Origin of the sequence: Pedomonas sp. V897, from assembly GCF_051304405.1 — a bacterium.
Lineage (GTDB): Bacteria > Pseudomonadota > Alphaproteobacteria > Sphingomonadales > Sphingomonadaceae > Pedomonas.
Genome location: NZ_JBPPGG010000003.1, coordinates 81462 through 105332 on the forward strand (window position 1 = coordinate 81462; position 23871 = coordinate 105332).

Genomic DNA, 23871 nt, shown 5'->3' on the forward strand with positions numbered 1-23871 from the left:
AACTGTAACCTATTACAAATTCTAGCTGGCGAGTGGGCCTGAAACCCCATCTCATCACGGGGAAAACGGGGAGGAAAAAAAGATGCAGACACGCATCCTTGAAGGAAAAGTGGCCATCGTGACCGGCGCCGGGCGCGGGATCGGCCGCGCGATCGCGGAGGCCTATGGCCGGGAGGGCGCAAAGGTGGTGGTGTCCTCGCGCACGCCCTCGACGGTGGAGGAAGTCGTCGAGGCCATCCGCCGGGACGGCGGCGAGGCGATCGGCGCCCCGTGCGATGTCGGCAAGCTGGACGACATCAACCGGACCGTCAAACAGGCGGTCGATGCCTTTGGCACCGTTCACATTCTCGTGAACAACGCCCAGGGGTTCGGCACCGAGGCCAACCCGCGGGCCTCCACCGTGTTCATGGCCTGCGAGGATACGGACGAGGAGGAATGGGAATACACCCTGCGCACCGGGCCAACCGCGACGCTCCGGTTCATGAAGGCCGTGTTCCCGTACATGAAGGCGCAGAACTACGGCAAGATCATCAACTTTGCCTCCAGCTCCGGTCAGATCGGCTTTGAGGGGAACACCTGCTACAACGCCGCCAAGGAGGCGATCCGGGCTCTCACCCGCACGGCGGCCCGGGAATGGGGCCAGTACGGCATCAACGTGAATGTGATCAACCCGGCGCTGGAGACCCGCGCGTTCGACGCCTGGAAGGCCGCCCGGCCCGATTTCGTGGAAGCGCTCAAACAGAAGATTCCGATGCGCCGCCTTGGCGACCCGGATCGGGATGCGGCGCCGCTGGCCGTGTTCCTCGCCAGCCCGGGGTCGGACTACATGACGGGCAGCACCTTCATGCTCGAAGGCGGGATGCATACGCTGCCATGACCGGGGCCATCAATCGACAGTGGTGCGTGGCCCGCCAGCCGGATGCTGGCGGCCTCACCTCCAGCGGCAGCCTCAAGCTCACGGCCGATGTGTTCGGCCGGGGGCAGGCTGACGTGCCGGAGCCGGGCCCGGGCCAGGTTCTCATCCGGGCGGTGTGGTTCTCGCCGGACCCGATGAACCACGCCTGGGTGCGCGGCATTCCGGGCAAGTTCGATCCCATTCCCGTGGGGTCGCCCATGCGCGGCGGCGTTGCCGGCCGCATCGTTGCATCGAACCACCCCGACTGGCAGGTGGGCGATGGCGTCACCGGTTTTCTCGAGTGGCAGGACTACACCCTCTCCGACGGCACGGATTGTCTGGGTGTTCCCCTGCAACGGGTGCCTGCCGGCGTCCCCCTCGAGAGCGGCCTTGCGACGCTCGGCATGACCGGCCTGTGCGCGTGGCTGGGCATGACGGATATCGGCAAGCCGAAACCCGGCGATACGGTGCTGGTCTCCGGCGCATCGGGCGCCATCGGCTCGATCGCGGGTCAGATCGCGCGGCTGGCGGGCGCGCGCGTCATCGGCATTGCGCGCGGACCGGCCAAGTGCGACCTCGTCCGCAGCCTCGGTTTCGATGCGGTCATCGATGCGCTGTCGGGCGACCTGGCGGCGCTGATCGCGCAGGAAGCGCCCAACGGTGTTGATGTGTTTTTCGACAACGTGGGCGGCCCGCAGCTGGATGCGGCGCTCCTCAATCTGGCGCATGGCGCGCGGATCGTCATTTGCGGGGCAACTGCCCACTACAATGGCCCCACGCCTGTGACCAACCATCTGATGCTGGCGATGCGCGGGGCCAGCATGAGCGGCTTTTTCTATTTCGACCATGTGGCGCGCTGGCCGGAGGGCCGCCGCCGGCTTGCTGACTGGCTCAGGAATGGCTTAATCAGGGAAGCGCTCGACATCTCGGAAGGGTTTGACTCCGTGCCGGATGCGGCGCTTGCTCAGTTTGAGGGACGAAGTGCCGGACGCAAGCTCGTCCGCATCGCAGAGGATCCGTGTGCCCAATCAGCGTAAGCCATCTCTGGAAGCTGCCCGCACAAGCAGGAAACGGACTATGGCAGAGACGGTCCGGCCGCGCGCCGCTGCTCAACCGCGAAAGTATTCCACGCCGCTGATTGCGGAGCGGCGCAAACGCATTCTGGATGAAACCAAGAAGCTGATCGGCGAGGCCGGCATTGACGGCTTCACGCTGCGTGAGCTTGGGCAGCGTGCGGGTGTGTCCGTCACCACCGTCTACAACATCTTTGGCGACAAGGAGGGCGTCGTTGCCCATGCCCTGCGCGAGTTTCATGCGGGCATCAAGCTGAACCTGCCGAGCCAGGGAGCCAACCTCGCCGGCTATTGCCGCACCATTTGCGACACGACCGAGGTGGTGCTCGAAAATCGTGCCTATGCTCTTGCTCTGGCCGATCTCTATTTTTCGCGGTCCCTCTCGCCGACGCTGTTCGAAGTCATCCGCAGCATGCCGCTTCAGGTTTTCGTCCACTGGCTGTGGATGGCGGAGCGGGACGGACTGCTGACCGGCGTGATCCGCCCCGCCGATGCCGAGACCGCCTTTGCCAATCTGGAATGGGCCAGTGTCAAGGATTGGGGCGCGGGCCGCATTGCCGACGCCGAACTGGCCGAGGTGCGCCAGCGCAGTTTCCTTGTCATCGTCAAGGCGATGGCGATCCGCCCGATCGCCGAGGCCGCGGATGCCCTGCTCGCCGCCCTCTCCTCCCCCGCCGGCAACACCGCCTGAGCCGCGCCGCGCTGGCAAAAGCGCCAGTTAACCGGCCAGTGCAGGGTGCAATACCTTGTCTAATCTCAAAATCATGGATCTGGCCTGATGATCGAACTCTACGGCTGCGGCAGCCCCAATGTCCGCAAGGTCGTTATCATGCTGGAGGAGCTGGGGCTGCAATATCAGTCCCGCTATGTCTCGGTTCTGACCGGGGCCCAGTTCGAGCCCTCCTTCCTCGCACTCAATCCGCTGGGCCGGGTGCCGGTGCTTGTCGATCCAAGCGGCCCTGCCGACGAGCCCATTTTCGAGAGCGGCGCCATTCTCATCTATCTGGCGGAGGCCTACAACCGGCCGGACCTGCTGCCCGCGAGCGGCCCGAAGCGTCCTGCGGTCATGAAATGGCTCATGCTCCAGATGGCGAATGTGGGGCCGATGTTCGGCCAGTACAATCATTTCCTCATCACGCCGGATGAGGCGGAAAGCTACGCCACCCGCCGCTATCGCGAACAATCGCGGCGGCTGTATTTCTTCCTCGACGAGCGGCTGTCGCACGTGCCCTGGCTGGCGGGGGACGACTATTCCATTGCGGACATCGCCACCTATCCGTGGATTCTCTACGCCGAGCGTCACCGCATGAACTGGAACGAGCTGCCCCACCTGCGCGCGTGGCGCGAGCGCATCGAAGCGCGCCCGGCCGTGGTGCGCGCCGACGCGGCCATGCGCCACTTTGTGGAGGAGGACGCCCGGGCCGTGCCAAAGGCGACCCAGGAGACGTTCGATCGCTTTTTCTGGCGCGAAGGCAGCAACGGGCCGCGCGTTGACCTCTCCCCCATGCGGGTGGTCTGACGCGCCGCGCGGACCTGTTGATTAGGATAGGCACCAGTCCCCGGCAATTATGCCAGTCTCTCAACCCGCAGAGATAAAAAATTCCATGGGGTTGAGAATGAGCGGACGCAGTCGTCTCCTTGGCATGGCCTCCGGCGTGGTTCCCGAATGCAGCCCGCCAGACACGGTCGAGGCGGCGGCACGCGGCGGATTTGATGCGGTGGGCCTGTGGGTGGAGCCCGACATCTGGACGGATGAAACCACCCGTCAGGTGCGCCGCCGTCTGGCGGATACGGGGCTGACCGCCATCGACGTCGAGGTGGTCTGGATCAAGCCGGGGCCGCTCGACCCTGCGCACAAGCGCATTCTCGACATCGGTGCGGAAGTGGGCGCGCGCAACGCCCTTGCCGTCAGCTCCGACCCGGACCTTGGCGCAACCATCGAAAAATATGCGGCGCTGTGCGAGCACGCGGGGTCCGTCGGCATTCGTCTGGCGCTGGAGTTTGGCCTCTTCACCGAGGTCAAGACCATCAACGCGGCGCGCCATATTCTCGATACGGTCAATCACCCCGCCTCGTCCTTGCTGGTTGACCCCCTGCACCTGATCCGCTCGGGCGGATCGGCGGCGGATGTGGGCGCGGTGCCGGCCCACCTTTTCTCCTATGCCCAGTTCTGTGACGCCCCGGGCAATGGCCCGACGGCCGATGATCCCGAGGGCATCCTGCGGGAAGCGCTGGACGAACGGCTTCAGCTTGGCGACGGCGGGTTGCCGCTGCGCGATATTCTGGCGGCCCTGCCCGCCGATCTGCCGCTCAGCATCGAATTGCGCTCCAAGCCCTTGCGGGACGCCTATCCCGATCCGGCCGAACGGGCCCGTGCCACGGCGGACGCGTCGCGCCGTTTTCTGGACGCCTGCGCCCGCGAGGCCTGAGCATGTTCGTGCGGCGTCTCGACCACGTGAACATCCGTACCGACGACTTGCCTGCGACCATCCGCTTCTACACCGAGGTTCTGGGCATGACCTGCACGCCGGTGCCGGGAGACGCAGACACACGCCATCGCGCCTGGATCTACAGCAGCGACAATCTGCCGGTCGTGCATGTCGGGGTTGAGGATCTGCGCGGCCTGCGCGGCGAGGCGGCAAACCCCGACGAACCGCCCGCCTTCGGCTCCGGCTCGGTGGACCATGTCGCCTTTGAATGCACCGGTCGCGAAGGGCTGGTCGCGCGGCTGGAGGCGGCGCAGGTGCCTTACCACCACAATTATGTGGCGGCGGTCGATCTCCACCAAATCTTCGTCAAGGACCCGAACGGAGTGACGCTGGAACTCAACTTCCGATAATTTCAACATGCTTGCGCCATCGGCACACCGGCCGACAGAGCCGGTGCACAAAAAAACATGGGGAGGCGATAACATGGCTCAGCAAGACGTGTGGGACTACATCATCATCGGCGCAGGCTCCGCCGGCTCGGTGCTCGCCGAGCGGCTGTCGCGGGACCCCGGCACGCGGGTGCTGCTGGTGGAGGCGGGCGGTGAGAACGACCATCCCCTCGTCCACATGCCCAAGGGCATTGCCCGGCTGGTGCTCAAGCCGGAGTTCATCTGGGCCTATCAGGTGGATCAGCCGCGCGGCCCCGGGATCAACACGCCCGAGGTGTGGGTCCGCGGCCGTGGTCTTGGCGGGTCCTCCGCCATCAACGGCATGATCTGGAGCCGGGGCGAACCGGCGGATTATGATGACTGGGAAGCGCAGGGGTGCACCGGCTGGAACGGCGCGAGCATGACGGCCGCCTTCCGCGCGCTCGAGGATCACGAGCTGGGCGAGAGCGACACGCGCGGCGTCGGCGGCCCGGTGCATATCACCCCCGGTACCTTCCGCTATCCCCTCACCCGGGCGATGATCGAGGCGGGCAAGCAGCTCGGGCTGACCGAGACCGATGATCTCAACAGCATCACCGGCAACCGGGTTGGCTATTACAGCCACAACATCCGCCGGGGACGGCGCGACGGCGGCGCGGCCGCCTTTATCGCCAAGGCGCGCCGGCGTCCCAATTTCCATGTGCACACGCATACGCTCGCCCGCCGCATCCTCGTGAAAGACGGCCGCGCCACAGGTGTCGAGCTGTTCAGGAGCGAAAGGGGCTTCTGGCAGGAGTCCGTGCGCGGCGAGATCATCGTCTGCTGCGGGACCATGGAAAGCCCGCAATTGCTGGAGCGCTCAGGCATCGGCGATGGCGCCGTGCTGCAAGCAGCGGGTGTCGAGACGGTGGTGCACAGCCCCGGCGTCGGCAACCACATGCTGGAGCATCTCTCCCTGTCCATGCCGTATCGCCTCAAGGAGAAGGTCGGCATCAACCACCATTACTACGGCGCCGGGCTGATCTTCTCCGTCCTGCGCTATTACCTCACCCGCTCGGGCCCCATGGCCACCGGGCCGTTTGAGGTGGGGGCCTTCGTCAATGTGGCCCACCCGGACGGACGGCCGGACCTCCAGTTGTATCTGGGCGGCTTCACCTTCGCCCTCAGCGACGACAATCACCCGGTCCCCCTCTCCGCCGTCGACAAGAAACCGGGCATCACCATCTACGGGCAGCTGGTGCGCCTCACCAGCCAGGGCTCGGTCCACATCCGCTCGGGCAATCTGGACGACCGGCCCGAAATCGCTCCCAACTGGCTCACCACCCCGAGCGACCAGGACGCGGCGATCCGTGCGGTGCGCTACATGCGGCAGTACATGGACCAGCCGGCGCTCGCCCCGCTGATTGCCGCCGAGTTGCTGCCGGGCGATCATGTGCAGACCGACGACGCCATTCTGGAAAGTTTCCGCAAGCTTGCCATGTGCGGACTCCATGGCACAAGCACCTGCCGCATGGGCGTGGACGAGCGGGCGGTGGTGGACCCGGAGCTGCGCGTGCGGGGCGTGGCCGGGTTGCGCGTTGCCGATTGCTCCGTCATGCCCGGCCTCGTCACCGGCAACACCAATGCCCCCGCCATGGCGGTCGGCTGGCGCGCGGCGGACCTGATCCTGTCCCGGTCCGCCGCCTGAGCCGCACGCGGCGCGCCTGAAAACTGTAGCGCGTTTCAAATTTTTCAGGCGCGCGCCTGACCGCTGCCGGCCTTGCCGGTTTCCGCCAGCGGAGCGGCCTGGGGCGGGAGGGTCGGATCGACAACCGCGCCCCGCTCCGAGGTGCGCGGCTCATGGCGGCTGCCCGCAGGCAGGGCGCCCGCCGGCCGTTCGAGGAAGCGGCGAATGCGCGGCGGCGCATCGCCCCGGTGGAAGGCGAGCACGCGCCGGTCCACTTCCTGGTCCGCCACGGTAATGCGGGCGCGCTGGTGCAGGTGCTCGCCCCAGGTGGCGCTGTGGTAGCGCTCGATCCAGAGCTCAGGGTGGGCCAGATCCTGCATCAGCGTCCAGTTCCGTGCGCCGTTGCGCTGCCGGATCCGCCGGCGCTCGTCCATCGCGGCAAGAAACGCCAGGGCGTCCTTGGGATCGACCGTATATTCCACCTGAAGCACCACCGGGCCGCTTCTGAGATCCAGCTCCACCTTCGGCATCGGCAGCGCATCGCGGTAGACGGGGGTCAGGTCGAGCTTCTCCATCTGCGGCAGGTCGCGCCAGAAGCCGATGGCGGCGCTCGCCAGCACGGCGATGCCCGAGAGGATCATGGCGTCCCGCAGGCCGATGCCCTCGGCCACATGCCCCCACAGCCAGCTGCCGATCGCCATGCCGCCGAAGGTCACGGTCTGGTAGACAGCCAGCGCCCGGGCCACCACCCAGCGCGGCGCGGACATCTGCACAGAGACGTTGAAGGTGGAGAGGGCCAGCACCCACCCTGCCCCGGTCAGCAGAAGCCCCGCCATGGTGAGCGGCAAGGTCTGGCTCAAACCGGCAATGGCCGTGCCCGCGCCGTAACTGACCAGTGACCAGCGCACCAGTGCCTCGTTGCTGAGCCTGCGCCGCAGGTGGGAGGAGATGAAGGCGCCCAGAACCGCGCCAATGCCGAAGGCGCCGAGGATAAGCCCGTAGGTGAGCGGTCCGCCCCGCAGCCTGTCGCGAGCGATCAGCGCCATCAGCGCCCAGACTGCGCTGCCCGTGAGGCCGAAGCTGAGGCCGCGCAGCAGCACCCGGTTGATGGCGGGCGCCATGGCGGAATAGCGCAGCCCCGCCATCATGGCGGAGACCAGCGGCTCGCGCGGCAGCTGACGCTCGGGCGGCTGGCGCTTCCAGCGCGCAAGCACGAGGATCAGCCCCACATAGCTGAGGGCGTTGGCGAGGAACGCGGCGGCGGCACCGGCAGCGGCCACCAGGGCACCGCCAACGGCCGGGCCGAGGCTGCGCGCGATGTTGAAGCTGATGCTGTTGAGGGTGACGGCACCCGGCAGGTCTTCCCGCGGCACCTGCTCGCCGACGGACGCCTGCCAGGCCGGGCCGTTCAGGGCCGTGCCGCAGCCCACCAGAAACGTGAAGGTCAGCAGCAGCCAAGGGGTGATGAGGCCAAGGTAGGTGAGCGCGGCCAGCCCGATCGAAACCGTCAGCAGCAGGGCCTGGGCGGCGATCATCACCTTGCGCCGGTCGAAGTTGTCGGCGATGGCGCCAGCCGCCAGCGAGAACAGCATGATCGGCAGGGTGGTCGAGGCCTGCACCAGCGCCACCATGTCCGCCGACCCGGCGATGGAGGTCATCATCCACGAAGCGCCAACGGACTGGATGAGGCTGCCGAAGTTCGAGACGAGCGTTGCGATCCAGATGGCCCGGAAGACGGGGTGCCGTAGCGGCGCGAAAGGCGAGGAGCGTGCCGCCGCACCTGAAGCCTGACGTGTCGTCATGAGATCGCGTGGTCCTCGGAGGGCATGGGGCACATCGACGGCATCCATCCTAAACAGCACTGCATGGCGAAAGCAACCGCCGGGGTCCGCCCTGCCCGGGGGCGAAGGCCAGCGGTCTTGTTCTGAGGGAAAAACGAGATCATCGAGGCCCGGTTGCGCCTTCTCCCGGCAAAGTGTCAGCCCGGGGTTTCCGCCCGGCAAATCAGACTGGCAAATTCCCAGACCGGACGGTAAGTCTTTGAATCACGCAAAGAGTTGGCAGGCAATGCCACCGGTTGGGGAGAATCGGACGGCCCTCGTTCGCTCAATCAATGGCATTAACGGCGCACCCGATGCCGCCGGATGCCATGGCCTTCGACGTCGGAAGCATTGCGACAGACCGCGCCGCCGCGCACAACACACACAAGCAAAGCGCGGCGCGGGCCAGAAGACATGGGGAGACCAAGATGGTAACAGCGACGGCTGGAAACACAGCTACGGCCGGGAATGCAGCTACGGCCGGGAATGCAGCGATCACCGCCGCCCGGGCAGCGGGCGAGCCCGGTCGCGGCATGCCCGGGTTCGGCAACCACTTCGCCACCGAGGCGGTGCCGGGTGCGCTGCCGGTTGGCCAGAATTCACCGCAGCAGACGCCCTTCGGCCTCTATGCCGAACTGATCTCGGGCACCGCCTTCACCGCCCCCCGCGCCGAGAACCGCCGCACCTGGATGTATCGTCTGCGCCCCACGGCCAGCCATCCGGCCTATCGCCCCTACGAGCGCCAGACGCTGCTCCGCGCGGCCCCGTTCGACGAGGTGCCGCCGCCGCCCAACCGGCTGCGCTGGAACCCGCTGCCCCTGCCCGAGGCGCCCACGGACTTCGTGGACGGTCTCATCACCTATGGCGGCAATGGCGATGTGGGCGCGGGCACCGGGGTGGCCATTCACCTCTACGCGGCCAACCAGTCGATGGAGAGCCGCGTGTTCTTTTCGGCCGATGGCGAGCTGCTCATCGTGCCCCAGGCGGGCCGCTTGCGGCTGGAGACGGAGCTGGGCGTGATGCTGGTCGAGCCCCAGCAGATCGCGGTGGTGCCGCGCGGCGTGCGCTTCCGCGTGAAGCTGCCGGACGGCACGGCGACGGGCTATGTCTGCGAGAACTACGGCGCGCCGTTCCGCCTGCCCGAGCTGGGGCCGATCGGCTCCAATGGCCTTGCCAATCCGCGCGACTTCGAGACACCGCATGCCTGGTTCGAGGACCGGGACGAGCCGACCGAGGTGGTGCAGAAATTCCAGGGCCGGTTGTGGACCATGGTGCTGGACCACTCGCCGCTCGACGTGGTGGCCTGGCACGGCAACCTTGCGCCCTACCGCTATGACCTCCGGCGCTTCAACACCATCAACACGGTGAGCTTCGACCACCCGGACCCGTCCATCTTCACCGTGCTCACCTCGCCCTCGGACACGCCGGGGACGGCCAACTGCGATTTCGTCATCTTCCCGCCGCGCTGGATGGTGGCGGAACATACCTTCCGTCCGCCGTGGTTCCACCGCAACGTGATGAACGAGTTCATGGGGCTGATCCACGGCGCGTATGACGCCAAGGCGGGCGGGTTTCTGCCCGGCGGCGCGTCGCTGCACAACCAGATGTCCGGCCACGGCCCGGACAAGGCGAGCTACGACAAGGCGGTTGCCGCTGAGCTTGTGCCGCACAAGATCGAGAACACCATGGCGTTCATGTTCGAAAGCCGTGCCGTGATCCGGCCCACCCGCTGGGCCCTGGAGACGCCCCTGCTGCAGCAGGATTACGACGCGTGCTGGAGCGGATTTGAAAAGGCGAAACTGTAATCATGACGCTTCTTGACGAAACCCACGATCCGGCGCTCAGGAGCTGGGTCGCCTCGGCCAACGGTCATCCCGATTTTCCGATTCAGAACCTGCCGTTCGGCATTTTCAGCCCGCCGGGGCAACCGCCGCGCGGGGGCGTCGCCATCGGCGACCGGATCCTCGATCTGGCGGGCGCGGTGGATGCCGGGCTGTTCGAAGGCGCGGCGCTGCTGGCGGCGCACGCGGCGGCGGGCGAGACGCTCAACCCGCTGCTGGCGCTGGAGGCGGAGCCGCGCCGGGCGCTGCGCCGCCGCCTCTCGGCCCTGCTGGCCGAGGGCAGCCCGGAGCGGGCGACAGTGGAGCCGCTCCTTCATCCGGCGGAGGTCTGCACCCTGCACCTGCCCGCCCGCATCGGCGATTACACGGACTTCTACGTGGGCATTCACCACGCCACCAACGTGGGCAAGGTGTTCCGGCCGGACAATCCGCTCCTGCCCAACTACAAGTATGTCCCCATCGGCTACCACGGGCGGGCGTCGTCCGTCCGCCCCTCCGGCGCGGTGGTGCGCCGCCCCAATGGCCAGCGCAAGGCGCCCGATGCGGAGGCCCCCACCTTCGGCCCCTGCCAGCGGCTCGATTACGAGCTGGAAATGGGCGTGTGGATCGCCAGGGGCAACGCGCTGGGCGAGCCCATTCCCATCGAGGAGGCGGACCAGCACATCGCGGGGTTGTGCCTGCTCAACGACTGGTCGGCGCGCGACCTTCAGGCGTGGGAATATCAGCCGCTCGGGCCGTTTCTCGCCAAGAATTTCCTGACGACCATCTCGCCGTGGATCGTGACCGCCGAAGCGCTGGCGCCGTTCCGCATCCCCCAGCCGCCCCGGCCCGAGGGCGACCCCAAACCCCTGCCCTATCTCTGGAGCGAGAAGGATCAGGCCAGCGGCGCGTTCGCCATCGAACTGGAAGTGCACATCGCCTCCGCCCGTATGCGGGCGGAAGGCATGGCGCCGCTGCGGCTGAGCCGGGGGCCGGCCAGCAACATGTACTGGACGGCGGCGCAGATCGTCACCCACCACGCCTCCAACGGCTGCAACCTGCAACCGGGCGACCTGCTCGGCACGGGCACCATCTCGGCACCCACGGAAGATGGCTTCGGCAGCCTGCTGGAGATCACCCGCGGCGGCAAGCAGCCGATCACCCTGCCGACGGGCGAGACCCGCACCTTCCTCGCCGACGGGGACGAGCTTGTCCTCAGCGGGCGGGCGCACCGGGAAGGCTATGTGTCCATCGGCTTCGGCCCCTGCCGGGGGATCATCGCCCCGGCCCCGGCGGCATGAGCCACAGCAGCGCAAGGGGAAAACGCATGGCCATCGTGCTGCACAACTACTGGCGCTCCGGCACCTCCTACCGCACCCGCATCGCCCTCAACCTCAAGGGGCTGGACTACCGGCAGGTAACGCTCGACCTGCGCACGGGCGCGCAAGGCAGCCCGGCGTTCCGGGCGCTGAGCCCGCAAGGGCTGGTGCCCGCGCTGGAGGTGGACGGCACCGTGCTCACCCAGAGCCCGGCCATTCTGGAATGGCTGGAGGAGCGCTATCCCGAGCCGCCGCTGCTGCCCAAGGAGCCGACCGAACGGGCGATCGTGCGGGCCATGGCGGCCATCATCGGCTGCGACATTCACCCGCTCAACAACCTGCGGGTGCTGAAGGCCCTGAAGGGCGATCTCAGCGCCAGCCAGGAGCAGGTGAACGCCTGGATCGCCCGCTGGATCGGCGACGGCTTCGCGGCGCTGGAGCAGTACATCGCCCGCCATGGCCATGGTTTCGCCTATGGCGACGCGCCCACGCTGGTGGACTGCTATCTGGTGCCGCAGGTCTATTCGGCCGAGCGCTTCGGCGTCGATCTTGCGCCCTACCCGCGCGTCGTGGCGGCGGCCGAGCAGGCGCGCCGCCTGCCCGCCTTCATCGCCGCCCACCCGGACAACCAGCCGGACGCGGACTGAGCCTCAGGCTGTGGTGATGACCTGAATATTGCCCTCCCGCGCCAGGACATTGACGGCCACCTCCTGACCCGCCCGGCGCAGGGCGATATCGACGCGCCCGCCCGCCACGCGCAGGCCGCGCAGCTCCACCTCGTCGAGGAAGGCGGGGAGCACCGGCTCGTCGAGCGTCACCTTCTTCGCCGCCGGGCTGAAGCCGATGCCAAGGCAGGATTGCAGCAGGGAGAGCGGCGCGGCCGCTGCCCAGGCCTGGGGCACGCAGGCCACCGGATAGAAGGTCGGCCCGTGGCTGCGCTGGCGGCGGAAGCCGCAGAACAGCTCGGGCAGGCGGCGCAGATCGATGTACATGGAGGCCGCGAACAGCCCCTCGAAAATCAGGGCAGCCTCGCGCCGAAAGCCGTAGCGGGCAAAGCCCGCCGCCACCAGCGCGTTGTCGTGCGGCCAGACCGAGCCGTTGTGATAGCTCATGGGATTGTAGCGCGCCTGATTGCCGGCAACGGTGCGGATGCCCCAGCCACAATAGGACTGCGGGTTCATCAGCGTCTCGACCACCAGCGGCGCGCGCTCCGGCAGGGCGATGCCGGTCAGCAGCGCATGGCCCGCATTGGATGTGCGGATGCGGCACGGCCGCTTCTCCCCATCCAGCGCCAGCACATAGGTGCCGAGTTTTTCGTCAAAAAAGGCCGCATCGAACCGGGTGCGCAGATCGGCGGCGCGGTGTTCCAGGGCGTCCGCCCGGCAGTGGTGTTCCAGCGCACGGGCGAGCCTCGCGGCGGCGATCCAGGCCCCGTAGACGTAGGCCTGCACCTCGACAAGCGCGATCGGCCCGCGCGCCAGGGTCCCGTCCGCATGGAACACGGAATCCTGGCTGTCCTTCCAGCCCTGATTGATGAGGCCATCTTCCGTCTGGCGGGCGTATTCCACGAAACCGTCGCCATCCAGATCGCCATGCGTGTCGATCCAGCCGAGGGCCGCCTCCACGTGGGGCCAGAGGGCGCGCACGGTCTCCAGATCCCCGGTGCGCTCGTAGTAAGCGCCCGCCAGCATGATGAACAGCGGCGTTGCATCGACGCTGCCGTAATAGCGGCGGAACGGCACCTCGCCGAGCCGCGCCATCTCCCCGTAACGGGCTTCGTGCAGAATCTTGCCGGGCTGGGCGTCGGCCTTGGGGTCGAACTCCGTCGCCTGATTGGCGGCGAGAAACCGCAGCACGCCGCGCGCGATCTCGGGGTCGATCCACAGCGTCTCCAGCGCCGTGATGATCGCATCCCGCCCGAAGGTGGTGCTGAACCACGGAATGCCCGCGTAAGGGTAGGCCCCCTCGGGCATGTCCGTCACCAGCATGTAAAGGTCTGAAATCGAGCGGCGCACCGCCTCGTTGAAAATTTCGTGGGAGGTGACAATGGCCGTGGCGCGGGCGCTGGCCGTGCGCAGCGCGCGGCGCGAGTCCCGGAGAGCGGTGTAGAAACTCTGGCGCACCGGCCGCCCGGAATTGCCGTTGCACCGGATCTCGATGAACAGCGAGCGGCATTCGCGCGGGCCCAGCGCCAGGTCGAACACCGCCTGCCCCCGGCGGATGGAGACCGGCGCCGGTTCGAAGCGCAGATGGGTGGTGCGCTCGACGCCGTCCAGCCCCGTGTAGCCGAGGCGCACCCAGTCCCGCCCGGTCATCGGCCGGTGCACCGTGCCCCGCTGCGCCCGGCGGGTGCCGCGTACCTCGAACAGGTCGGCAAAGTCGGCGGCGAAATCGGCCGCCAGACGCACCCGCCGGGCGGCCGTGTCGTAATTGCGGATCGCCAGACGTTCGTAGGCCGCCCCGTTCCACAGGAACCGCGACCGCCGGATGTGGACGAGGCCTTGGGCGAGCGTGATCCGCCCCTCCCCGTCCAGCAGGTCCGGGTTGGTGAGGTCGCAGGTGAGCATGGCGTTGTCATCCCGCAGGGTGGAGCTGAGCAGCAGCAGCCCGCGCCCCTCCAGACTCATCCTGAGGTGGGAGAGATGCCGGGTGTCCTGATAATACAACCCCTCCGGGCTGTCCGGCCCGGCAATGGCATCACCGCTCTGATTGAACACGCCGAAGGCGTCGCCGTGCTTGAGCGTGCGGGATCGCAACTCCTGAATGGAGGCGGTGGTGCCGGTGCCACCCGGGGCGCCATTCTCCTGGCCAGCCCCGGCCGATGCCGGGGCTGCCTGCTCCGCAGGACTGGACTGCATGCGCCACTCCATCGCCGCCCTCGCCCGCTACGCCACAACCTGCAGGTTCATCTCCTCCCCCATGCGGCGGCGCAGGTGCGCGGCGTTGGCCCGGACGCCCGCCAGATTGCGGTAGATCTCCAGATAGTCGCGGGCCATGCGCTCCACCGTGAAACGCTCCTCGAACGCGGCGCGAACGGCGGCGCGGTCCAGCTGATCGATCTTGCCCACGGCCTCGACCGCCTCATCGACGGAGTCGACGATCCAGCCCGAGACGCCGTGCTCGATCACCTCGGGCACCGACCCGCAGCGGAAGGCGATGACGGGGGTGCCGCACGACATGGCTTCAATCATGACAAGGCCGAACGGTTCCGGCCAATCGATGGGGAACAGCAGCGCGCGGGCATTGCCGAGGAAGTCCGCCTTCTGCTGTTCGTTGATCTCGCCGATATATTCGACGTTGGAATAGACCCGCACCATGGGCGCGATGATGTCGTCCCAGTAAGCCTTGTCGGCTGCGTCCACCTTGGCCGCGATCTTGAGCGGGATGCCGGTGCGTGCGGCGATCTCGATGGCGCGGTCCGGCCGCTTCTCCGGCGAGATGCGCCCGAGAAACGCCAGATACCCCTCGGGCTTCGGATTGAACGGCAGAAGGTCCGCGGGCAGGCCGTGATAAACGGTGCCGACCCAGTTGACCGGCGGCATGGGCCGGCGCTGGTGGTCGCTGATCGACACCAGCGGCGCATCGGGGAAGGTGCGATAGAAGGGCGCAAGGTCCGGCAGATCAAGCCGCCCGTGCAGGGTGGTGACCGTGCGGCTGGCATAGTCGCCGGTTATGGGGAAATGAAACAGGTCGGTGTGGAAATGCAGCACGTCGAATTCATCGGCGCGGCGGCGCACCTCCTCCATCATGGCGATGTGATAAGGCAGTTGCGACTGAACCGCCGGGTTGAGGCGCAAGGCGCGGTCAACGCAGGGTACGAGCCGTGCCGACGTGACGGAATCGCCGCTGGCGAACAGGGTTACATCATGGCCCTGCCGGACCAGCTCCTCGGTGAGATAGGAGACGACGCGCTCGGTGCCGCCGTAGAGTTGGGGGGGAACGCTTTCCACGAGTGGCGCGATCTGGGCGATTTTCATCGACAAAACCTCCTCCTGAGAGTGAAGAATCGGCAATGAAAAGCACGCACGGCCGCCGCCACGGCGGCCCCGCGCCGGAATGATTTAAGTCCGGACTCGGCAATAACAAGAGGCGCAAGGCGCGCACGCCCGCGCGCCCCGCTCCACACCGGTTTTCGGCTGAAATCAGCCCTCGGCCGCGCCTTGTCCCTCGTAGGCCGCGACCAGAGCCGCCAGATCGAACTTGGTCATGTCGAGCATCGCCCGGGTCACGCGGGCGACACGGGCCGTATCCCGGTCCCGCATCATCTCCATGAGCTGCCGGGGCACGATCTGCCAGGAAAGGCCATAGCGATCGGTCAGCCAGCCGCACTGGCCGGGCGCGCCGCCGTCGCTGATGAGCGCGTCCCACAGCCGGTCGATTTCCGCCTGGCAATCCACCGTGAGGAACAGGGAAATGGCCGGCGTGAACGTCTGGTAGGGGCCACCGTTGAGCGCGATGCAGCGGTGGCCCGCCAGCGTGAACTCCACCACCATGACATCGCCGGGTTTGCCGCCCGGCGTCTCGAGCGTGTAGCGGAGAATGGCATCGATGCGGGAGTCCGGCACCACGGAGGTGTAGAACCGCGCGGCCTCCTCCGCCTTGCCGTCGAACCACAGGAAGGTGGAGGCTGTCGTCATGGCTGCCCTTCAGCGGTGTCCATCAACACGGTGAAGCCGCCGTAGATCATGCGCTTGCCATCAAACGGCATGGTCCCGCCGTCCAGCCGGGGGTCCGCCATGATTTTCGGGTAGGCCTCGTCCCGCACCTGCCTGGACGGCCAGACGATCCAGGAGAACACCACGTTCTCCCCGGTGCTGGCCTTGACCGCCATCCGGAAGTCCGTCTCCTTGCCGTCGGGGATGTCCTCGCCCGAGCACTCCACCACGCGCAGGGCACCATACTCCCGGAACACCCCCGCCGCCTTGAGGGCCATGTCCCGATACAGCTCCTTGTTGCCGTGCGGCACAGGCACGACAAATCCGTCGATGTAGGTCATTGCTCCTCTCCCCCCGGTGGCCACGCCTCAAGCGGTGACCGTCCGGGACTGGGCATCCGTGTTGCCCGCGTTGCTCTCCGCCACGGCGGCCGGGTCCATCCACACCACTTCCCAGATATGGCCGTCGGGGTCCTCGTAGCTGCGGCCATACATGAAGCCGTGGTCCTGAACCGGGCATGGATCGACCCCGCCACCGGCGGTTCCCGCCTTCTGCACAAGCGCATCGACCGCCTCGCGGGTTTCCGCCGAGAGGCAGAGCAGCACTTCGCACGCCTTGGTGGCGTCGGAGACCGGCCGGGGGCTGAACCGCAGGAAGTGCTCATGCGTATGCAGCATGACGACAATGACCTCCGACCACATCATGCAGGAGGCATCGTCGTTGCTGAACTGCGGGTTTTTGGCGAATCCCAGAGCTTCGTAAAATGCCGTGGACCGGGCAAGATCCCGGACAGGCAGGTTGACAAAGATCATGCGTTGCATGGCATTTCCTCCCTCATTGTTTGTTGCTCGCTGTAGCAGAGAAAGTTATATATAACAAGTATGAAGTTAGAAAAGATAACTAACTGCGGGCCCGGCCCGCGCCGCCGGTACAACGACGCCTGCGGTGCAGCCCACGGCCTCGAACTTGTGGGAGACCGCTGGGCGTTGTTGGTGGTGCGGGAGCTCATGCTCGGCCCGAAGCGGTTCTGTGACCTCAAGGCCGATCTGCCGGGCATCAGCGCCAATGTGCTGACGCAGCGTCTCGAAGAGCTGGAGGCGGTTGGCATTCTCACCCGCTGCAAGCTGCCGCCGCCCGCGTCGGTGCAGGTGTACGAGCTGACGCCGTGGGGCTATGAGGCCGAGCCGATCCTGCAGGTGCTGGGCCGCTGGGCCGCGCGCTCGCCCTATCACGACCCGACGCTGCCGCTGACGGAGACATCCTTTCTCCTGTCGCTGCGGACCATGCTCGACCCTGCCCGGGCGGAGGGCCTGCGCCTCACGGTCGGCTTCCGCTTCGGTGCGCAGGCCTATACCGGCTGCCTCGGGGACGGGCAGCTGGCGATCCGGCGGGGCGAAGCGGAAAACCCGGACATTGCGTTCGAGGGGGCGGTGCCGGCGCTGGTGGCGGCGGTCTATGGCGGCCAGCCGCTTTCGGAGCTGGAGGCCAGCGGCGCGCTGACCGTGACGGGGGACCGCGCACTGGCGGCCCGGTTCGTCACTCTGTTCCCGTTGCCGCCCAAGGTGGGCGAGGAAGGCTGAGGCCCGAAACAGGACCGCCCTGCCCCCGGGGTGCGGGGACAGGGCGGTTCCGAAAGAGCCTCAAAAAGGCTGAAAAGGCTGAAAAAGTCCGTGCGGAGGGGCCCGTCAGGCCGCCTGCACTTCCTTTTCCTCCGGCGCGAGGCGGATCAGGTAATCGAACGCCGACAGCGCGGCGGTTGCCCCCTGACCCATGGCGATGACGATCTGCTTGTAGGGCACGGTCGTCGCGTCGCCCGCCGCGAACACGCCTTCCACCGACGTCTCGCCGCGATGATCGATCTGGATCTCGCCGCGCGGGGTGAGCGCGACGGTGCCCGCCAGCCACTCGGTGTTGGGCACCAGGCCGATCTGGACGAAAATGCCCTCCAGATCCAGCTTGTGCTCGGTGTCGCTGTTGCGGTCCTTGTAGGTGAGGCCCACCACCTTCGAGCCGTCGCCCAGCACCTCCGTCGTCAGCGCCGAGGTGATGATGGTGACGTTGGGCAGGCTGCGCAGCTTGCGCTGCAACACCTCGTCGGCCCGCAGCTTGCTGTCGAACTCGATGAGCGTCACATGGCTGGCCAGGCCCGCCAGGTCGATCGCCGCCTCGACACCCGAGTTGCCGCCGCCGATGACCGCCACGCGCTTGCCCTTGAACAGCGGGCCGTCGCAGTGCGGGCAGTAGGCCACGCCCTTGTTGCGGTACTCGTTCTCGCCGGGGACGTTCATCTGCCGCCAGCGCGCGCCGGTGGAGAGGATGATCGCCTTGGCCTTGACGCTGGCACCGCTTTCCAGCTGCACCTCCGTCAGCCCGCCGGGCGCGGACGCCGGGATGAGCTTGACGGCGCGCTGGAGATTCATGACGTCGACGTCATACTCCTTCACATGCTGCTCCAGCGCCGCGCCCAGCTTCGGGCCTTCGGTGTAGGGCACGGAGATGAAGTTCTCGATCGCCATGGTGTCCAGCACCTGGCCGCCGAACCGCTCGGCCACCACGCCGGTGCGGATGCCCTTGCGGGCGGCGTAGATCGCCGCGGCAGCACCGGCCGGGCCACCGCCCACCACCAGCACGTCGAACGGCTCCTTGGCCTTGATCTTCTCGGCGGCACGGGCCACGGCGCCCGTGTCCAGCTTGGCCAGAATCTGCTCCACGTCCATGCGGCCCTGGCCGAATTCCTGACCGTTCAGGAAAATGGTGGGCACGGCCATCACCTTGCGGGCCTCCACTTCCTCGCGGAACAGGGCGCCGTCGATGGAGGTGCTGCGGATGCGCGGGTTGATGACGCTCATCAGGTTGAGCGCCTGCACCACGTCCGGGCAGTTCTGGCACGACAGGGAGAAGAAGGTCTCGAAGTGGTAGTCGCCCTCCAGCGCCTTGATCTGGTCGATCACCTCCTGGCTCACCTTGGGCGGGTGGCCGCCCACCTGGAGCAGGGCCAGCACCAGCGAGGTGAATTCATGGCCGAGCGGGATGCCGGCGAAGCGCACGCCGATGTCCGTGCCCGCACGGCGGATCAGGAAGGAGGGACGGCGCGCGTCGTCGTCGGCGCGCACGTAGGAAATCTTGTCGCTGAGACCGGCGATGGTCTCCAGCAGCTGCTGCATTTCCTGGGACTTGGCCCCGTCATCCTGTGACGCAACCAGCTCGACGGGCTCGGTGATGTTCGCAAGGTAGGCCTTGAGTTGTTCCTGGAGCTTCGCATCCAACATGATCGGGGTTCCAACGTCCAAAACGATACGGGGGGAAAGCTCCCCGACGCCGGAGTGTTCCGGCGCCGGGGCAATCAACCTTACGGCTTAGATCTTGCCGACGAGGTCGAGCGACGGAGCGAGGGTCTTCTCACCCTCTTCCCACTTCGCCGGGCAGACCTCGCCCGGGTGGTTGCGCACGTACTGAGCCGCCTTGATCTTGCGGATCAGCTCGGCCGCGTTGCGGCCCACGCCTTCCGAGGTGATTTCCATCACCTGGATCACGCCGTCCGGATCGACAACGAAGGTGCCGCGGTCGGCCAGGCCGACGCCCGGGCGCATCACGTCGAAGTTGTTGGTCAGCGTGCCGGCCTGGTCGCCCACCATGTAGAACTTGATCTTGCCGATGGCCGGCGAGGTGTCGTGCCAGGCCTTGTGGCTGAAGTGGGTGTCGGTCGACACGGCGAAGATCTCAACGCCCAGCTTCTGGAAGGTTTCGTAGTTGTCGGCCAGGTCTTCCAGCTCGGTCGGGCAGACAAAGGTGAAGTCGGCCGGATAGAAGAAGAAGACAGCCCACTTGCCGCGAACGTCGGCGTCGGTGATGTCGACGAACTTGCCATCCTTGTAGGCGGTGGCAGAAAACGGCTTAATCTCGGTGTTGATGAGCGCCATGTGAGCTCCCTTTGCTTAATGGGGTTGGTTGAACGGGTGATTGTGTAGCAGACCCGCACTCAATATGAAAATTGATATAAATGGACGCTAACATCGATTGAATCGATCAAGCGAGGTTGCAGCGCCACCGGGATCTGCCGGGCGCAGACCTTACCATATCAACGCCCTGTGTCTGCTCCGGATTGGTCGGCCCCGAAAGATTTGCGCAGGCCCCGGCCCGCCCGAGACGGCCCATCGCCTTGAATTCCCGGGCGGTCCTACAGCGGGATATCGACCTCGGCGAGAATGCCGCCGCCGGGGGCGTTGGTGAGGCGCACCGTCGCGCTGAAGGTCATGGCCTGGGAGCGGGCGATGGTGAGGCCGATTCCCGTGCCCGCGCGCCCGCCCGGCTGGCCGGGGTCGCCCCGGGTGAAGGGCTCGAAGATCTTCTCCAGCAGCTCCGGGGCGATTCCCGGGCCGTAGTCGCGCACGCTGATGACGAGGCGGCCCTGGTCGCGGCGGCAGCCGATCTCGGCGGAGCCCGCGTATTTGACCGCATTGTCGATGAGGTTGGAGAGGCAGCGCGTCAGCGCGTTGGGCTTGATGCGGACCACCGCGCCGCAGCCGCCGACGAACCGCACGTCATTGCCGAACTCCTCGGCGTCCTCGGCGAGGCTGATGAGCAGCGAGTCGATGTCCACCATCGACCACTCCTCGCCGGAGTCGGCGCTGCTGGCCAGATCGAGTCCCTCGCGCACCAGCGTCTGCATGGCGGCCAGATCCTGGATGAGGCGCTGGCGCAGCGCCTCGTCGGCCACCTGCTCCAGCCGCAGGCGCAGGCGGGTGATGGGGGTCTGGAGGTCGTGGCTGATGGCGGCGAGCAGCTGGGTCCGCTCGCGGAAGCCGTCCCGCACCCGCCGCTGCATCAGGTTGAAGGTGGCCAGCGCCGCCCGCACCTCCTCCGGCCCCTTTTCGGGGATGGGATCGGGATCGAGGGAGACGGAGAAGGCCTTGGCTGCCCGTTCGAGCCGCCGCAGTGGCGCGGCGGCGAAGCGGGCGACCAGAATGGCCAGCACCGTGCTCGAGGCGAGGATGAGCAGCAGGAACAGCGGGCTGAGCAGGGAGCTGGGCGGCAGCTTGAGGGTGGGCATGTGGATGGCGATGGCCCGCCGCGCGCCGCTCCGGTCGGTGAAGCGCACCACCCAGCAGTCGGGAATCGGCGGCTCGACGATGCCCGCCGCGCGCCGGGCGAGACTGGCCGACCACTCGGCGAAGCACAGGCCCGAGGGCACCTGCCCCGCCTCGGGCCGGGCATTCGCCCCCAGCCGCTCGACGAGCAGCGTCTCCAGCTCGGGGTCCGGCCGGGTGATGGCGATACCGTCGGGCGCGGCGGAGGCGCCCATGATGCGGAAGGAGCGCAGCATCTCCCGCGTCTCCTCCGGGTTGTGGTGGAGACGCCCGGCGATATCGACGGTGCTGGCGACAACGCGCTCCAGCCGCAGGCGCTCGAAGTCCCGCTGGCGCACCTGCTCGGCGACGAACAGCGACAGCATGGCCGCCGCCGACATCCCCACCGTCAGCAGGAGAATGATGTGCCCCGCCATGGAGCCAAGGAAGTCCCGGAGTCGGGCAGAGAGAACCGGTTTCACGGGCGCCGGCCTCACTGGTAGCGCACGATGCAGGCGAGCACGTATCCCTCGCTGCGCACGGTCAGGATCAGCCCCTCCCCGCCCTTGACCGTGGCCAGCTTCTGGCGCAGGCGGCTGATCTGAAGGTCGATGGAGCGGTCATGGGCGACGGTGGCCCGCCGCTCCGGCAGCAGCGCCTCGCGGGAGAGCACCACATTGGGCTCCTGAATGAAGCGGCTGAGCAGGCGGAACTCGGCGGAGGAGAGCATCACCAGCCCGCCGTCGGGCTTCACCAGGCGGCGCTGGAGCAGGTCCAGCTTCCAGGGGCCAAACAGGGCGAAGCGGTACTGGCGCGCGGGCGCATGCGGCCCGCCCCGGGTGCGGCGCAGCAGGTTGCGGACGCGGGCCAGCAACTCGCGCGGCTCGAACGGCTTGGTGAGATAGTCGTCCGCCCCCAGCTCCAGCCCCAGCACCCGGTCAACCGCGCTGCTCCGCGCCGTCACCATGATGATGGGCGTCTCCACCCCTTCCGCCCGCAGCTCCCGGCACAGGGACAGGCCGTCGCCGTCCGGCAGGTTGAGGTCGAGGATGACAAGATCCGCCGGGTCGGCCGTCAGCCGCGCCCGCATGTCCGCGATGCCCGAGGCCGTCGAGACGTCATAGTGCTCCATGCGGAGCTGTCCCGCGATCAGGTCGCGGATGTCCGCATCGTCCTCGACGACCAGAATGCGCTCCTGCGCCTGTTGCTGCGTCTGCTGCGCTGTCATCATGGCCGCACTTTAGCCCACGGCTTCCCGGAAAACCCCCGCTTTGGTTGCAGTTGATACATTCTGATACACAAGCTTACCAATTCAAACACACACACCCCTGTTTTTATCAGCAAAAATGCCCGAAACCCCGCACGGCCTGAAGCAGGAACGCGCACCGAAGGATCGGTGCGCCGTGAAGCGTAATGTTGCCGTGTGTTTGTAGCGGGGGGTTTGTCATGCGTCATTTCACAGCCGGACGTCCGGTTTGCCGTGCCGCAGCGGGGTCGCCCGCCTGACGAGGCCGCTCAGCATCCGCCGTTGTTCCGCGCTTCTATGAACTAAAGAGATTATTCCATGCCGAGTTTTTCTTCCTGGCGAACCCTGGCGCTCGCGCCGCTGGCGCTTGCCGCCCTTCTGGCTGGTTGCAAGGAACAGGCCATGCCGACACCGGGGACCCCGGAGGTGGGTGTTGTCGCGCTCAAGACCGAGAACGTGACGGTGGCGAATGAGTTGCCGGGCCGCACGGCCGCCTTTCTGGTGGCCGAGGTGCGGCCGCAGGTCAGCGGCATCATCCAGAAGCGCCTGTTCGAGGAAGGCAGCATGGTGAAGGCGGGCGAGCCGCTGTACCAGATCGACCCCAGCCTTTACGAGGCCGCCCGCAACGAGGCGGAAGCGCAGCTGGCGAGCGCCCGCGCCAATCTGGCCGCCGCCCGGGCGCGTGCGGCCCGCTACGACACGCTGAAGGACAGCGAGGCGGTGAGCCGGCAGGACATCGACGACGCGCTGGCCGCGGCGCGGCAGGCGGAGGCCGCCGTCAAACAGGCCGAGGCCCGGCTGGCGACCGCGAAGATCAACCTGGCCTACACCCAGGTGGCCGCCCCGATCAGCGGGCGGATCGGCCGCTCCTCCGTTACGGCAGGCGCGCTGGTGACGGCGAGCCAGGCCAATCCGCTCGCCATCGTGCAGCAGCTGGACCCCATCTACGTGGACATCACCCAGTCGAGCGCCCAGCTCCTGCAGCTGCGCCGGTCGCTCGCCAAGGGCGATGTGCTGCCCGCCAGCACCAAACTGCGGTTGAAGCTGGAGGACGGCACCGACTATCCGCTCGAGGGCAAGCTGGAATTCGCCGAGACCATCGTTGACGAGAACACCGGCACCGTGACCCTGCGCGCCCGCTTCCCCAACCCGGACGGCGTCCTGCTGCCTGGCATGTTCGTGCGCGTGGTCGCCCCGCAGGCGGTGGTGCCCAACGCCATCCTCGCGCCGCAGCAGGGCGTGACCCGCGACGCCAAGGGCGATGCGACGGCCCTCGTCGTCACCAGCGACGGCAAGGTGGAGCAGCGCACCATCACCGCGGAGCGGGCCATCGGCGACAAGTGGCTTGTCACCTCGGGGCTGAAGGCCGGCGACCGGCTGATCGTGGAAGGCACCGACAAGGTTCGCGCCGGACAGCCGGTCAAACCGGTTCTGATCGAAGCCGGCAAGTAAGG

22 protein-coding genes are annotated in these 23871 nt (G+C 67.3%); 12 read left to right on the plus strand and 10 right to left on the minus strand.

Going from position 1 to position 23871, the window contains the following annotated elements; all coding sequences use genetic code 11:
* The first annotated feature begins 82 nt into the window (after positions 1-82).
* The 7 genes from ACSJJU_RS09445 to ACSJJU_RS09475 all read left to right on the plus strand — a co-directional run bounded on the left by ACSJJU_RS09445 (position 83) and on the right by ACSJJU_RS09475 (position 6512).
* On the plus strand, positions 83-877 hold the full coding sequence (locus ACSJJU_RS09445) for an SDR family NAD(P)-dependent oxidoreductase (protein WP_435915140.1): 795 nt from the start codon (positions 83-85) through the stop codon (positions 875-877).
* Positions 874-1932 carry an NADP-dependent oxidoreductase gene (locus ACSJJU_RS09450; RefSeq protein ID WP_435915141.1) on the plus strand — a complete coding sequence of 353 codons (1059 nt, stop codon included), beginning with the start codon at positions 874-876 and terminating at the stop codon, positions 1930-1932. The genes ACSJJU_RS09445 and ACSJJU_RS09450 overlap by 4 nt, the downstream gene beginning before the upstream one ends.
* Before the next feature lie 40 nt (positions 1933-1972).
* Positions 1973-2659 carry a TetR/AcrR family transcriptional regulator gene (locus tag ACSJJU_RS09455; RefSeq protein WP_435915142.1) on the plus strand — a complete coding sequence of 229 codons (687 nt, stop codon included), beginning with the start codon at positions 1973-1975 and terminating at the stop codon, positions 2657-2659.
* An 87-nt stretch (positions 2660-2746) separates the two neighbouring features.
* Positions 2747-3487: a glutathione S-transferase family protein gene (locus tag ACSJJU_RS09460; protein ID WP_435915143.1), complete on the plus strand. Its 741-nt coding sequence runs from the start codon at positions 2747-2749 to the stop codon at positions 3485-3487.
* A gap of 97 nt (positions 3488-3584) precedes the next feature.
* Entirely contained in the window at positions 3585-4397 is an 813-nt protein-coding gene (locus ACSJJU_RS09465) for a sugar phosphate isomerase/epimerase family protein (protein ID WP_435915144.1), read from the plus strand.
* A gap of 2 nt (positions 4398-4399) precedes the next feature.
* Positions 4400-4807, plus strand: coding sequence for a VOC family protein (locus ACSJJU_RS09470; RefSeq protein WP_435915146.1), 408 nt, complete (start codon positions 4400-4402; stop codon positions 4805-4807).
* A 73-nt stretch (positions 4808-4880) separates the two neighbouring features.
* Positions 4881-6512 carry a GMC family oxidoreductase gene (locus ACSJJU_RS09475; protein ID WP_435915147.1) on the plus strand — a complete coding sequence of 544 codons (1632 nt, stop codon included), beginning with the start codon at positions 4881-4883 and terminating at the stop codon, positions 6510-6512.
* A gap of 44 nt (positions 6513-6556) precedes the next feature.
* Here ACSJJU_RS09475 and ACSJJU_RS09480 read toward each other — a convergent pair whose 3' ends face one another.
* A complete protein-coding gene (locus ACSJJU_RS09480; protein ID WP_435915148.1) occupies positions 6557-8293 on the minus strand; it encodes an MFS transporter in 1737 nt (578 codons plus the stop codon).
* 551 nt (positions 8294-8844) lie between these two features.
* Here ACSJJU_RS09480 and hmgA point away from each other — a divergent pair.
* Genes hmgA through maiA form a run of 3 tightly spaced genes read left to right on the plus strand, consistent with a single transcriptional unit; the run spans position 8845 to position 12097 of the window.
* Positions 8845-10116, plus strand: a complete 1272-nt coding sequence (hmgA, locus tag ACSJJU_RS09485; RefSeq protein ID WP_435915149.1) for a homogentisate 1,2-dioxygenase — start codon at positions 8845-8847, stop codon at positions 10114-10116.
* Positions 10117-10118: 2 nt separating this feature from the next.
* The gene (fahA, locus tag ACSJJU_RS09490; protein ID WP_435915150.1) at positions 10119-11432 is read left to right on the plus strand and encodes a fumarylacetoacetase; all 1314 of its coding nucleotides are present in this window, start codon (positions 10119-10121) and stop codon (positions 11430-11432) included.
* Between the two features lie 26 nt (positions 11433-11458).
* Positions 11459-12097: a maleylacetoacetate isomerase gene (gene maiA / locus ACSJJU_RS09495; protein ID WP_435915152.1), complete on the plus strand. Its 639-nt coding sequence runs from the start codon at positions 11459-11461 to the stop codon at positions 12095-12097.
* Positions 12098-12100: 3 nt separating this feature from the next.
* Here maiA and ACSJJU_RS09500 read toward each other — a convergent pair whose 3' ends face one another.
* From ACSJJU_RS09500 to ACSJJU_RS09520, 5 genes are all read right to left on the minus strand, one after another.
* Entirely contained in the window at positions 12101-14308 is a 2208-nt protein-coding gene (locus ACSJJU_RS09500) for an amylo-alpha-1,6-glucosidase (protein WP_435915153.1), read from the minus strand.
* A gap of 27 nt (positions 14309-14335) precedes the next feature.
* Entirely contained in the window at positions 14336-15427 is a 1092-nt protein-coding gene (locus ACSJJU_RS09505) for a glycosyltransferase family 4 protein (protein WP_435915154.1), read from the minus strand.
* A gap of 165 nt (positions 15428-15592) precedes the next feature.
* Positions 15593-16087: a VOC family protein gene (locus ACSJJU_RS09510; RefSeq protein ID WP_435915155.1), complete on the minus strand. Its 495-nt coding sequence runs from the start codon at positions 16085-16087 to the stop codon at positions 15593-15595.
* Entirely contained in the window at positions 16084-16446 is a 363-nt protein-coding gene (locus tag ACSJJU_RS09515; RefSeq protein WP_435915156.1) for a DUF1428 domain-containing protein, read from the minus strand. Before ACSJJU_RS09515 ends, ACSJJU_RS09510 begins: the two co-directional genes overlap by 4 nt.
* 27 nt (positions 16447-16473) lie before the next feature.
* The gene (locus tag ACSJJU_RS09520) at positions 16474-16926 is read right to left on the minus strand and encodes a VOC family protein (RefSeq protein ID WP_435915157.1); all 453 of its coding nucleotides are present in this window, start codon (positions 16924-16926) and stop codon (positions 16474-16476) included.
* A 60-nt stretch (positions 16927-16986) separates the two neighbouring features.
* Between ACSJJU_RS09520 and ACSJJU_RS09525 the strand changes: the two genes are divergently transcribed.
* A complete protein-coding gene (locus ACSJJU_RS09525) occupies positions 16987-17685 on the plus strand; it encodes a winged helix-turn-helix transcriptional regulator (protein ID WP_435915158.1) in 699 nt (232 codons plus the stop codon).
* A 105-nt stretch (positions 17686-17790) separates the two neighbouring features.
* Here the strand turns inward: ACSJJU_RS09525 and ahpF are convergent, their stop codons facing one another.
* The 4 genes from ahpF to ACSJJU_RS09545 form a co-directional block, all read right to left on the minus strand.
* Positions 17791-19374, minus strand: coding sequence for an alkyl hydroperoxide reductase subunit F (gene ahpF / locus ACSJJU_RS09530; protein ID WP_435915159.1), 1584 nt, complete (start codon positions 19372-19374; stop codon positions 17791-17793).
* Between the two features lie 87 nt (positions 19375-19461).
* Positions 19462-20025 carry an alkyl hydroperoxide reductase subunit C gene (gene ahpC, locus ACSJJU_RS09535; protein WP_435915160.1) on the minus strand — a complete coding sequence of 188 codons (564 nt, stop codon included), beginning with the start codon at positions 20023-20025 and terminating at the stop codon, positions 19462-19464.
* A 257-nt stretch (positions 20026-20282) separates the two neighbouring features.
* Complete coding sequence (locus tag ACSJJU_RS09540; protein ID WP_435915431.1) at positions 20283-21608, minus strand: ATP-binding protein; 1326 nt, start codon at positions 21606-21608, stop codon at positions 20283-20285.
* A gap of 56 nt (positions 21609-21664) precedes the next feature.
* Positions 21665-22399 (minus strand): response regulator transcription factor, encoded by a 735-nt coding sequence (locus ACSJJU_RS09545; protein ID WP_435915432.1) that lies wholly within the window; start codon positions 22397-22399, stop codon positions 21665-21667.
* Between the two features lie 336 nt (positions 22400-22735).
* Here ACSJJU_RS09545 and ACSJJU_RS09550 point away from each other — a divergent pair, with 336 nt between their 5' ends.
* Positions 22736-23869, plus strand: coding sequence for an efflux RND transporter periplasmic adaptor subunit (locus tag ACSJJU_RS09550; protein ID WP_435915161.1), 1134 nt, complete (start codon positions 22736-22738; stop codon positions 23867-23869).
* Positions 23870-23871: the final 2 nt, after the last annotated feature.